Genomic DNA, 12,846 nt, shown 5'->3' on the forward strand with positions numbered 1-12,846 from the left:
GTTTCAACACTGGCAAGCCGAAATCAGGAGCAAACTTCAGCAACCAGTTTTGCCAGTTCATCGGCATACCCACGGACCAGGATTTCGTCCTCGCCCTCGACCATTACCCGCACCAGCGGCTCGGTACCGGACTTGCGCAGAAGAACACGCCCACGCCCGCCCATGGCGGCGGTCACGCGGTCACACGCTTCAATGACAGCAGGGTGCTTGACCGGATCAACGCCTCCACCCTCAAAGCGCACGTTAATCAGTACCTGAGGGCATTTCTTCAAACCTGAACGCGACTGCGCCAGGCTCTGACCGGTACGCTTCATCGACAGCAGCACCTGAAGCGCGGCGATGATCGCATCCCCCGTCGTGGTATGCCGGAAGCACACGACATGACCCGAGTTCTCGCCGCCCACCTGCCAGTCACGCTCCAGCAGCTCGGCGATGACATAACGGTCGCCCACGTTGGCGCGCACGAACGGAATGTCCAGATCCGCGAGTGCCAGCTCCAGCCCGAGGTTGCTCATCAGGGTGCCGACGACACCTCCCTGCAACTGGCCTCGCTCCTGCAGGTCACGCGCGATGATGTAAAGCAGTTCATCGCCATCGACGATCGCGCCGGTGTGGTCGACCATCAGCACGCGGTCGCCATCACCGTCAAAACCGATGCCCAGGTCAGCGCCATGCTCCACAACGGCAGCCTGCAGCGCTTCCATGTGGGTGGAGCCGCAGTTGTCATTGATGTTGAGCCCGTTGGGGGCCGCCGACAGCACGGTCACCTCGGCGCCAAGCTCACGGAACACGTTTGGCGCCACTTTGTACGTTGCACCGTGGGCACAGTCGACAACGAGCTTCAGCCCCTCAAAATCAGTACTGGTCGGAACACTGCTCTTACAAAATTCGATATAACGGCCCGCAGCGTCGTTAATACGCGACACTTTGCCCAGCTTATCTGACTCCTCGACCGTCATAGGCGAGTCGAGGAGCTCTTCGATCATGAGTTCGATTTCATCAGGCAGCTTGGTGCCCTGCCCGGAGAAAAATTTGATGCCATTGTCGTAGTGCGGGTTGTGCGACGCACTGATCACGATGCCCGCTTCGGCATGAAACGTACGCGTCAGATAAGCAATTGCAGGCGTCGGCATCGGACCCAGCAGCATCACATCCGCTCCGGCTGCGGACAAACCTGCCTCAAGCGCCGACTCGAACATGTAGCCCGAAATACGTGTGTCCTTGCCGACCAGAATCCGGCATGCGCCCATTTTCCGGAAGGCCATCCCTGCTGCCCATCCCAATTTCAGCATGAAATCAGGGGTGATCGGGAATTGGCCTACACGTCCGCGGATACCGTCGGTACCGAAGTATTTTTTTGTGCTCATGGGTGCTCCAGATTTCTTATTTAGCTGATTCAACAGCAGCAATCATACGCACCACGTCTACCGTCTCCGGGACGTCATGCACACGCAGGATTTTTGCGCCTTTGACCATCGCCATGGCGGCCAGCGCCAGCGCACCATTTAGACGCTGATCAACAGGCTTGTCGAGAACCTTGCCGATCATGCTCTTGCGAGAGACGCCGACCAGCAGCGGACGGCCCAAGGCATGGAGCGCCTCCATATGCTTGAAGAGGCTCAGATTATGCTCGAGAGTTTTGGCAAACCCGAATCCCGGGTCGAGGATGATGTTCTCAACCGGAATGCCTGCCGCGACGCACTCCTCCATCCGCTCGCGCAGGAAGGAACTGACTTCGCCGACCAGATCAGTATAGTGAGGATCATTCTGCATGTCCGTCGGCTCGCCGCGCATGTGCATGAGGCAGACTGGCAGACCCGTCGCCACAGCGGCGTCCAGCGCCCCGTCTCGACGCAGCGAGCGAACATCGTTGATGAGACCTGCCCCCAGTCGCGCCGTCTCGCGAATGACAGCCGGCGTTGAGGTATCCACTGAGATAATGACATCCAGCTCGGCGCTGATCGCCTCGACGACAGGGGCCACACGCTCCAGCTCTTCAACAGGAGAAACAGATCGCGCACCAGGGCGAGTCGACTCTCCACCGACATCGATCAAGGTCGCGCCCGCCAGCATCATTGCTTCGGCATGACGCAACGCGAGGTCGCGCTGCGCAAAGCGCCCGCCGTCCGAGAACGAATCAGGAGTGATATTGAGGATTCCCATCACATGCGTGCGGGATAAATCAAGAACCCGGTTGCCGCAAGGCAACCGGGTCGGGTGAAGCGCAGAAGTCATGTCAGACCTTAGTGTTCAGCAGCAGGGCCGCCAATCGGCGATTCCGGACGCGGACCTACAGGCGCGATTGGAGTACCGGAATCTCCGGAGCCACCTTCCCAATCACGAGGCTCACGTGGTGTGCGGCCTGCCATGATGTCGTCGATTTGCTCGGCATCGATGGTTTCGTACTTCATCAGCGCGTCAGCCATCGCTTCCAGCTTGTCACGATTATCCGTGAGGATCTGTCTGGCCGTGCCATAGCACTGATCAATGATGCTGCGCACTTCAGAGTCGATAAGACGTGCCGTGTCACCGGAGAGGCTGGAATTCTGACCTCCGCCACCACGGCCGAGGTACCCGCCTTCGTCTTCGTCCGAATACATCAACGGACCCAGCTTCTCGGAAAGACCCCACTTGGTGACCATGTTCCGAGCGATCTGGCTGGCCCGCATGATGTCGTTGGAAGCACCAGTGGTCACCCCATCGAAGCCCAGTGTCATTTCTTCCGCAATACGCCCACCGTACAGCGAGCAGATCTGACTGATTAATGCACGCTTGGAAAGGCTGTAGCGATCCTCTTCGGGGAGGAACATCGTGACACCCAACGCACGACCGCGAGGGATGATCGACACTTTGTAAACCGGATCATGCTCTGGCACGACGCGACCAACGATTGCATGACCTGCCTCGTGGTACGCCGTGTTCCGCTTCTCTTTGTCGGACATGACCATCGATTTGCGCTCGGCGCCCATCATGATCTTGTCTTTCGCCAACTCGAACTCTTTCATCTCGACGATGCGCTTACCCGTACGAGCGGCGAATAGCGATGCCTCGTTGACCAAGTTTGCCAAATCGGCACCGGAGAACCCCGGAGTACCACGAGCAATCACGCCTGGCTGAACGTCGTCACCCATTGGCACTTTACGCATGTGTACTTTGAGAATCTGTTCACGACCGCGGATGTCGGGCAAGCCCACGACCACCTGACGGTCGAAACGGCCTGGACGCAGCAGTGCCGGGTCGAGGACGTCTGGACGGTTGGTGGCGGCAATCACAATGATGCCGTCATTCATTTCAAAGCCGTCCATCTCAACCAGCAATTGGTTGAGCGTCTGCTCACGCTCATCATGACCGCCGCCCATGCCGGCGCCACGGTGACGACCTACCGCATCGATTTCGTCGATGAAGATGATGCAAGGCGCATGCTTCTTGGCCTGCTCGAACATGTCACGGACCCGGCTTGCACCAACACCGACGAACATTTCTACGAAGTCAGAACCGGAAATCGTGAAGAACGGTACCTTGGCTTCACCCGCGATGGCTTTCGCCAGCAAGGTTTTACCAGTACCCGGAGGGCCCACCATCAAGACGCCACGAGGGATGCGACCGCCCAGGCGCTGGAACTTGCCCGGGTCGCGCAGAAACTCGACGAGCTCGCCGACTTCTTCTTTGGCCTCATCACAACCGGCAACGTCAGCCAGTGTCGTCTTCACCTGATCTTCGGACAGCAGACGCGCTTTGCTTTTGCCAAAGCTCATCGGGCCGCCCTTACCACCTGCACCACCTTGCATCTGGCGCATGAAGAACATGAAGACGGCAATAATCACGAGGATAGGGAAGCTGGCGACGAGAAGCTGAGTCCAGATGCTTTGCTGCTCTGGTTGCTTGCCTTCGATCACAACGTTGTTGTCGACCAGATCACCGATCAGACCGTTATCCTGGATAGCCGGTCGGATGGTCTTGAAGGAGTCGCCATCGCTGCGCTTGCCGGTGATGACGTAACCATCAACGGCAACTTTCTCCACCTTGCCGTCCTTCACCTGCTGGATGAATTCGGAATAGTTGAGGGTCTGCGGCTCGTTAGGACTGGAGAAGTTGTTCATCACGGTCACGAGAACCGCCGCGATGATCAACCACAGGATCAAATTCTTTGCCATATCGTTCAATTAGCTACCCTCTGAAGCAAGCTCCACGCTGGAGCGTGCCTCGCATGATATTTACCGGCCTAACGTACTACAGATCCTACAGGCGTGGCAGGCGGCGTCTGTAACCCTTTGTGAAACTTTGACTACGCGATGTTGGTTACGCTCCCTTGATTAAGCTATTTGAAAAAAGCTATCGCTTGATCAAAGGCGCTCATCGCTTGCCGATCCTTCTATGCCGCGAAACCCGCGACCCAACAAATATTGCTCCCTGGACCGGTCCCGCGACGACAAAGGCTTGCGCATCTGCACCTTGTCGAACAACTTGCGGATGTCCTTGTGGTACACGTCAAAGCCCTCACCCTGGAAGACCTTGATCAGGAAATCCCCACCAGGACGCAGTACACGGCCGGCCAGATCCAGCGCCAGTTCACAGAGGAACATCGCGCGCGGCATATCCACAGCGCTCAATCCACTCATATTGGGGGCCATGTCGGAAATCACAAGGTCTACCTGCGTATTACCCACAGCCTCGAGGATCTGGGCGAGCACTTCATCCTGGGTGAAATCCCCCTGGATGAAGGTCACGTCGGGGATGCTGTCCATTTCCAGAATGTCCGATGCAATCAAACGGCCCTGACCACCAATCAGACGACTGGTCACTTGGGACCAGCCCCCGGCGCTGCGCCCAGGTCGATGACCGTCATGCCGGGACGAATGATTTTGTCTTTCTCCTGGATCTCGAGAAGCTTGTAACTGGCACGGGAACGGTAGCCGTCCCGCTGCGCCATTTTGACGTACTTGTCGTCGAAGTGTTCTTTAAGCCAGTTATGGCTGGTTTTGGAACGTGCCACGGAGCACCTCAAAAAATTAGGACGAGTCGCGATTAACCGGGCGGTCCCGGACTCGCTCGGGTAAACTGGCCGCCGCTTTTTACAAGATCAGACGCAGAGGTCAGATTATGCCGCTCACTCAAGAGCAGAAGAAACAATACAAATCCATTGGTCACCATCTGAAACCGGTGTTGATGGTGGCGGACAATGGTCTGACTGAAGGTGTGTTGGCCGAACTGGAGCGCGCGCTGGGCGATCACGAGTTGATCAAGATCAAGCTCAACATCCTCGACCGCGAAAGTCGCCTGGCAGCCATCGCTGAATTGTGCAAAATCGGCAAGGCCGATCTGGTGCAGGTCATCGGCAAAATGGCGCTGATCTACCGCAAGAATCCGAAGGTCAACAAGCAGCTGTCCAACGTCCACCGCTTCAACTGATCTTGTCAGGTCAGCGAGCGATGAGCGCTGGCCTTCCGATTCGGTGCCCACCTGCAAAGATGAGCGCCAACCCGGCAGATCCCGGTCATACCAGAGCTGCGACTGCCGGCTCGAAAGATCAACCAATGACCTTCGAACCGGCTGCCTGAATCAACACCCGCGCAATGCGGGTGTCGATCATCAAACGTGACGCACTTCCACGATTTCGTACTCGATCACACCGCTCGGTGTTTTCACAGCGACGACATCGCCCTCTTCTTTGCCAATCAACGCGCGAGCAAGCGGCGAACCTACCGAAATCTTGCCCAGTTTGAAGTCAGCTTCGTCCTCGCCCACGATATGGTAGGTGACGCGCTCGTCCGTCTCTACGTTGGCAATTTCGACCGTCGTGCCGAAGATCACCTTGCCAGTGTGAGGGATGGTAGTGACGTCGATGATCACCTGATTCTGGATCCGGCCTTCGATGTCGCGGATGCGCGCTTCGACCATGCCCTGCTGTTCCCGAGCGGCGTGGTATTCGGCGTTTTCCTTGAGATCGCCCAGCTCACGCGCAGTCCCGATGTCCTGGCTGAGCTTGGGACGAACCACCTTGGTCAGGTGTGCGTGTTCTTCTTCCAGGGCGCGAGCGCCCTGAACGGTCATTGGGTACTTGATCATGCTTTGAGTCCTGCGTGTAGATCCTGCAAGCGGCGCACGGTTTTTTCAGGACCGAACTTCAGCGCTTCACAGATGGCCTCGCCCGCAGCAATGGTCGTAGTGCAGTAAATCTTGTGCTGCAGGGCATTGCGGCGAATGGAGTAGGAGTCGGCGATGGACTGACGACCTTCGGTGGTGTTGATGATCAGCGTGACTTCGTCATTCTTGATCATGTCGACCACGTGTGGACGGCCCTCGGTCACCTTGTTGACGCGGCGAACTTTCAGACCGGCCTCTTCGATCAGGCGCGCAGTGCCGGCGGTTGCAACGATGTCGAAGCCCAGCTCGATCAAGCTGCTTGCAACACCTGCCACCAAGGGCTTGTCGTCATCACGCACACTGATGAACGCCGTTCCGCCAGTCGGCAGCACTTCACTGGCGCCCATCTGGGCTTTGGCGAAGGCTTCGCCGAAGGTGTCACCGACGCCCATGACTTCACCGGTCGACTTCATCTCAGGGCCGAGGATCGGGTCAACGCCCGGGAACTTGGCGAACGGGAATACCGCCTCTTTCACGCTGTAGAAATTGGGAATGATTTCTTTGGTGAAGCCAAGTTCTTTCAGCGTTTTACCGGCCATGACGCGAGCTGCAATCATTGCCAGCGAAACACCAATGCACTTCGAAACGAACGGCACCGTACGCGAGGCGCGCGGGTTCACTTCAATGACGTAGATATCTTCGCCCTGCAATGCCAGTTGCACGTTCATCAGGCCGACAACGCCGAGCTCCAGGGCCATTTTCTTGACCTGCTCACGCATTTCGTCCTGGATATGCGCCGGCAGCGAATACGGTGGCAGCGAGCATGCCGAGTCACCGGAGTGAACACCGGCCTGTTCGATGTGCTGCATGATTGCGCCGATCACCACGTCGGTACCGTCGCAGACCGCATCAACGTCCATTTCGATCGCGCAGTTGAGGAAGTGGTCAAGCAGGACCGGGCTGTCGTTGGACACTTGAACCGCTTCACGCAGGTAGCGCTTGAGCTCGTCTTCTTCGTAGACGATTTCCATCGCACGGCCGCCCAGTACGTAGGACGGACGCACCACCAGCGGGTAGCCGATTTTCGCAGCGGCCCGAATCGCTTCGTCTTCGCTGCGCACCGTAGCGTTTGGCGGTTGACGCAGGTTCAGTCGCTCAACCATTTGCTGGAAGCGCTCGCGGTCTTCTGCACGGTCAATGGCGTCCGGGCTGGTGCCGATGATCGGCACGCCTGCGGCCTCCAGCGCGCGAGCCAGTTTCAACGGGGTCTGCCCGCCGTACTGAACGATCACGCCTTTCGGCTTCTCGACGCGGACGATTTCCAGCACGTCTTCCAGGGTCACTGGCTCGAAGTACAGCCGGTCGGAGGTGTCGTAGTCGGTCGATACGGTTTCCGGGTTGCAGTTGACCATGATGGTCTCGTACCCGTCCTCCCGCAGCGCCAGCGCAGCGTGCACGCAGCAGTAGTCGAACTCGATGCCCTGGCCAATGCGGTTCGGACCGCCCCCAGAATCATGATCTTGTCGCGATTCGTCGGGTTGGCTTCGCACTCTTCCTCGTACGTGGAGTACATGTACGCAGTGTCGGTGGCGAACTCGGCGGCGCAGGTGTCAACGCGCTTGTAGACCGGCAGCACGTCCAGCTTGTGACGGTGCGTGCGCAGGTTTTTCTCGGTCACACCCAGCAGCTTGGCCAGGCGTGCGTCCGAGAAGCCCTTGCGCTTGAGGCGATACATAATGTCGCGGTCAATCGCCGACAGACCGAGAGTCTTGACCTTCTCCTCGTCCTTGATCAGATCTTCGATCTGCACCAGGAACCAGGGGTCAATCATGTTCATGCCGAAAATCTGTTCAACCGTCATGCCGGCACGGAAAGCGTCGGCTACGTACCAGATGCGCTCGGCACCCGGAACCGTCAGTTCGCGCTTGAGAATGCTCATGCTTTCCGGATTGCTCAGGTCCAGCTTCGGATCGAGACCGCTGACGCCCACTTCAAGGCCGCGCAGGGCTTTCTGCAGGGATTCCTGGAACGTGCGGCCGATGGCCATGACTTCGCCGACCGATTTCATTTGAGTGGTCAGACGCGCGTCAGCTTTCGCGAACTTCTCGAACGCAAAGCGCGGCAGCTTGGTGACGACGTAGTCGATCGACGGCTCGAACGACGCCGGGGTCTTGCCGCCGGTGATTTCGTTCTGCAACTCGTCCAGCGTGTAGCCAACAGCCAGCTTGGCTGCCACTCGGGCGATCGGGAAGCCGGTAGCCTTGGACGCCAGTGCAGAAGAACGAGAAACCCGTGGGTTCATCTCGATCACAACCATGCGGCCGGTGTCAGGGCAGATACCAAACTGAACGTTGGAGCCGCCCGTTTCGACGCCGATCTCGCGCAGAACCGCCAGCGAGGCGTTACGCAGAATCTGGTATTCCTTGTCGGTGAGCGTCTGTGCTGGCGCAACGGTGATGGAGTCGCCAGTGTGGACGCCCATCGGATCGAAGTTTTCGATGGAGCAGACGATGATGCAGTTGTCCTTTTTGTCGCGGACAACTTCCATTTCGTATTCTTTCCAGCCGATCAGCGACTCGTCGATCAGCAGCTCTTTAGTCGGCGACAGATCGAGACCGCGGGCGCAGATTTCTTCGAACTCTTCACGGTTGTACGCGATGCCGCCACCGGTGCCGCCCATGGTGAAGGACGGACGAATGATGCACGGGAAACCCAGCTTTTCGAGGACTGCATTGGCCTCTTCCATGCTGTGAGCGATACCGGAACGCGGGCACGCCAGGCCGATGGATTTCATGGCTTTGTCGAAACGCGAGCGGTCTTCAGCCTTGTCGATGGTGTCGGCATTGGCGCCGATCATTTCAACGCCGAACTTCTCCAGAACGCCCTCGCGCTCCAGGTCCAGTGCGCAGTTCAGTGCGGTCTGGCCGCCCATGGTTGGCAGCAGCGCGTCAGGGCGTTCTTTTTCGATAATCTTGGCGACGGTCGCCCACTTGATCGGCTCGATGTAGGTCGCATCCGCCATGGCCGGGTCGGTCATGATGGTGGCCGGGTTCGAGTTGACCAGAATGACGCGGTAACCCTCTTCGCGCAGGGCCTTGCAGGCCTGGGCGCCGGAGTAGTCGAATTCGCAGGCCTGGCCGATCACGATCGGGCCAGCGCCAAGAATCAGGATGCTTTTAATGTCTGTACGTTTTGGCATGGGTTGTCACTCGAATCCTGTGTCAGTCGGCAAGCCGTCTTGAACATCTCAGGTGCCGGGCGGGCTGTCGGATCGGGTCCGGTCCGCCGCGGTCACCTGTTCGCTACAGTCGCAAGGCAGCCTCAGCGGCGTTTGTCCATGGCTGTGATGAAGCGATCGAACAGCGGCGCGACGTCAGTCGGGCCCGGGCTCGCTTCAGGGTGACCCTGGAAGCTGAACGCGTCCTTGTCGGTGCGCTCAATGCCCTGCAGGCTGCCATCAAACAGCGACTTGTGAATCGCGCGAACGTTGCTCGGCAAGGTCGCTTCGTCCACCGCAAAACCATGGTTCTGGCTGGTGATCATGACCACGCCTGTGTCGAGGTCCTGAACAGGGTGGTTGGCGCCGTGGTGGCCCAGGTCCATCTTGATGGTCCGAGCGCCGGAGGCGAGCGCCAGCAGTTGGTGACCCAGGCAGATACCGAACACCGGAATGTCGGTCTCCAGCACATCCTTGATCGCTTGAATGGCGTAGTCGCAAGGTTCCGGATCGCCAGGGCCGTTGGACAGGAAAATACCGTCCGGCTTGAGCGCAAGCACTTCGCTGGCCGGGGTTTGCGCCGGTACGACCGTTACACGGCAACCGCGCTCCACCAGCATGCGCAGGATGTTCAGCTTGACGCCGTAGTCCCAGGCGACCACGTGGTACTTCAAGTCGGCTGCGGCGACTTCGGGGCTGCTGTCGGACTGCAGGTTCCAGACCGTGGAGCGCCACTCGTAGGTGTCTTTGGTGCTGACTTCCTTGGCGAGGTCCATGCCCTTCAGACCTGGGAAACCTCTTGCTGCCGCGATGGCTGCCTCTTCGGAAATGTTGTCGCCAGCCATGATGCAGCCATTTTGAGCGCCCTTCTCACGAAGGATGCGCGTCAGACGGCGCGTGTCGATGCCCGCAATCGCAACGGTTTTATTGGCTTTCAGATACTCATCCAGGGGCATCTTGTTACGCCAGTTGCTCGCAACCAGTGGCAGGTCGCGAATCACCAGACCCGCCGCCCAGACGCGGTCGGACTCAGCATCTTCCGGTGTAGTGCCGGTGTTGCCGATGTGCGGGTAAGTCAGGGTGACGATTTGCTGGGCATAGGAAGGATCGGTAAGAATTTCCTGATAGCCGGTCATTGCGGTGTTGAACACCACTTCACCAACGGTTTGACCGTCGGCACCAATGGCTTCGCCGCGAAAAATGCTGCCATCAGCAAGGGCGAGTATGGCTGGCTTAGTCAAGAAGACCTCCCGTAATAAAGCCTGAAAGGGCGATCGCAGGTTGTAAAAAGCGGAATGACGTATAGACACGTCACCCCGCTTTTTTCATAGAATTATCTGCGCGCTTTTAGTGGACACACTAAAGCTGTAGCTTACAGAAAGAGGCCTTTTTAATCCACCGCTAAAATTGCCTTGAGGGCTGGGGAGTGCGACGGGACATCGCGTAGCGGGTGTGTGATGGCTTGAAACTGCGGGCAGGATACAGGGAAAGCCCCTCTCCTGCCCGCATTGTTACTGGTGATATTTAAGCGCCGGAAGACTCAGCGCAGGTCGAGTACGTCCTGCATGTCGTAAAGACCCGGCGCCTTGCCATCAAGCCACAGCGCGGCACGCACTGCGCCCTTGGCAAAGGTCATCCGACTGGAAGCCTTGTGCGTAATCTCCAGACGCTCACCCTCGGCGGCGAACAACACAGTGTGATCACCCACAACGTCACCGCCACGGACCGTGGCGAAGCCGATCGTCTCCCGCTCACGAACACCTGTGTAGCCCTCACGACCGTAAACGGCGACCTTGCTCAAATCACGTCCCAGGGCATTGGCAACAACCTCACCCATGCTGACCGCCGTACCCGACGGCGCGTCGACCTTGTTGCGGTGATGAGCCTCGATGATCTCGATGTCTGCATCTTCACCCATCACTCGCGCCGCCAGATCCAGCAGCTTGAACGACAGGTTCACTCCCACACTGAAATTGGATGCGAAGACGACTGGAATATCCCGGCTCGCCTCCACCAGCAGATGCTTTTGTTCGACGCTCAAGCCGGTGGTACCAATGACCATCGCCTTGCCCGCCTTACGGCAGAACGCCAGGTTTTTCAGCATGACGTCGGGCAATGTGAAGTCGATCAGGACGTCAAACTCGTCCATAACCTGCTCCAGATTACCGGTCAACTGGACACCGATACGCCCCAGCGATGCGAGTTCGCCGGCGTCAGCACCGATCATCGTGCTGCCGGGACGGACGATTGCCGCTGTCAGTCCGGTGAGCGGCGCACGATCCTGCACCGCCTCGATCAGGTTCTTGCCCATGCGCCCGGCGGCGCCCATCACAGCAATGCGTCGCATGCCCTGCCCCTTAGAGATCGCCGAAGAAACGCTTCACACCTTCAAACCAGCCACTGGCTTTAGGCGAGTGAGAGCTGTCACCTTCGAGGGATGCGCGGAACTCTTCGAGCAATTCGCGCTGACGACGGCCGAGATTGACCGGGGTCTCTACCGCCACACGGCACATCAAGTCGCCCGCGCCACCGCCACGCACAGGGGCAACGCCTTTCCCGCGCAGACGGAACTGCTTACCGGTTTGCGTACCTTCCGGGATCTTCAGCTTGACGCGACCGTCCAGCGTCGGCACTTCCAGCTCACCACCCAGCGCAGCGTCGGTGAAGCTGATCGGCACTTCGCAGTACAGGTGCTTGCCGTCGCGCTGGAAGATGGCATGTTCACGCACGTTGATCACAACGTACAGGTCGCCCGTAGGACCGCCCTGCGTGCCCGCTTCGCCCTCGCCCGACAGACGAATACGATCGCCGGTATCGACGCCTGGCGGCACCTTGACCGACAGCGTCTTCGACTCTTCGACACGGCCTTCGCCATGGCAGGAGTCGCAAGGGTCGGAAATGATCTTGCCGTTGCCGTGGCAACGCGGACAGGTCTGTTGAACAGAGAAAAAGCCCTGCTGCATACGCACCTGGCCGATGCCGCCGCATGTCGGGCAGGTCACCGGGGAGGAGCCCTTTTTGGCGCCGCTGCCGTCGCACGGCTTGCAGTTGACCAGTGTCGGGACACGGATGCTGACGGTGGTGCCGCGCACGGCTTCTTCAAGATTCAATTCGAGGGTGTAGCGAAGGTCGCTGCCACGCTGGGCACCGCCACGACCACCGCCGCCAGCACGGCCGCCACCGAAGAAGTCGCTGAAGACATCGCCGAAGATGTCGGAGAAGTTGGCGCCACCGCCGCCGAACCCCCACCCCCATGCCCTGATCCACACCGGCATGACCGTATTGGTCATAGGCCGCGCGCTTGCTGGCATCGGAAAGCACTTCGTACGCTTCGTTGGCTTCTTTGAAGGCGTCTTCCGAAGCCTTGTCACCCGGGTTGCGGTCAGGGTGAAATTTCATTGCGAGACGGCGATAAGCCTTCTTCAGGTCGGCTTCGCTGGAGCCACGCTCCACTCCCAATACTTCGTAATAATCACGCTTTGACATAAATTTTCCGCACTCTTGAGGACGTCCGGCATGACCCTCCTGAGTCTGCCGGACTCGTT

General features: G+C 58.7%; 7 protein-coding genes and 3 pseudogenes. 1 reads left to right on the forward strand and 9 read right to left on the reverse strand.

The genetic code is table 11. The features are described from left to right. Nucleotides 1-23: 23 nt before the first annotated feature. The 4 genes and pseudogenes from glmM to rlmE form a co-directional block, all read right to left on the reverse strand. Nucleotides 24-1,367: a phosphoglucosamine mutase gene (gene glmM, locus JN403_RS00440; protein WP_205487194.1), complete on the reverse strand. Its 1,344-nt coding sequence runs from the start codon at nucleotides 1,365-1,367 to the stop codon at nucleotides 24-26. Nucleotides 1,368-1,383: 16 nt separating this feature from the next. Next, a complete protein-coding gene (gene folP / locus JN403_RS00445; RefSeq protein WP_205484784.1) occupies nucleotides 1,384-2,235 on the reverse strand; it encodes a dihydropteroate synthase in 852 nt (283 codons plus the stop codon). Between the two features lie 8 nt (nucleotides 2,236-2,243). Then, complete coding sequence (ftsH, locus tag JN403_RS00450) at nucleotides 2,244-4,154, reverse strand: ATP-dependent zinc metalloprotease FtsH (protein ID WP_122535421.1); 1,911 nt, start codon at nucleotides 4,152-4,154, stop codon at nucleotides 2,244-2,246. Nucleotides 4,155-4,343: 189 nt separating this feature from the next. Continuing rightward, a pseudogene (rlmE, locus tag JN403_RS00455) lies at nucleotides 4,344-4,993 on the reverse strand (23S rRNA (uridine(2552)-2'-O)-methyltransferase RlmE). A gap of 107 nt (nucleotides 4,994-5,100) precedes the next feature. Between rlmE and JN403_RS00460 the strand changes: the two are divergent. Next, nucleotides 5,101-5,409: a YhbY family RNA-binding protein gene (locus JN403_RS00460; protein WP_205484785.1), complete on the forward strand. Its 309-nt coding sequence runs from the start codon at nucleotides 5,101-5,103 to the stop codon at nucleotides 5,407-5,409. Between the two features lie 180 nt (nucleotides 5,410-5,589). On the opposite strand, the gene greA is transcribed toward JN403_RS00460, so the two are convergent. The 5 genes and pseudogenes from greA to dnaJ form a co-directional block, all read right to left on the reverse strand. Next, nucleotides 5,590-6,066 (reverse strand): transcription elongation factor GreA, encoded by a 477-nt coding sequence (greA, locus tag JN403_RS00465; RefSeq protein WP_122535420.1) that lies wholly within the window; start codon nucleotides 6,064-6,066, stop codon nucleotides 5,590-5,592. Continuing rightward, a pseudogene (carB, locus tag JN403_RS00470) lies at nucleotides 6,063-9,283 on the reverse strand (carbamoyl-phosphate synthase large subunit). Before carB ends, greA begins: the two are co-directional and overlap by 4 nt. 122 nt (nucleotides 9,284-9,405) lie before the next feature. Continuing rightward, the gene (carA, locus tag JN403_RS00475) at nucleotides 9,406-10,542 is read right to left on the reverse strand and encodes a glutamine-hydrolyzing carbamoyl-phosphate synthase small subunit (protein WP_122535418.1); all 1,137 of its coding nucleotides are present in this window, start codon (nucleotides 10,540-10,542) and stop codon (nucleotides 9,406-9,408) included. 299 nt (nucleotides 10,543-10,841) lie between these two features. Beyond that, a complete protein-coding gene (gene dapB / locus JN403_RS00480; RefSeq protein WP_205484786.1) occupies nucleotides 10,842-11,648 on the reverse strand; it encodes a 4-hydroxy-tetrahydrodipicolinate reductase in 807 nt (268 codons plus the stop codon). 10 nt (nucleotides 11,649-11,658) lie between these two features. After that, a pseudogene (gene dnaJ, locus JN403_RS00485) lies at nucleotides 11,659-12,787 on the reverse strand (molecular chaperone DnaJ). Nucleotides 12,788-12,846: the final 59 nt, after the last annotated feature.

It is taken from the genome of Pseudomonas sp. 15A4 (genome assembly GCF_016925575.1).
Lineage (GTDB): Bacteria > Pseudomonadota > Gammaproteobacteria > Pseudomonadales > Pseudomonadaceae > Aquipseudomonas.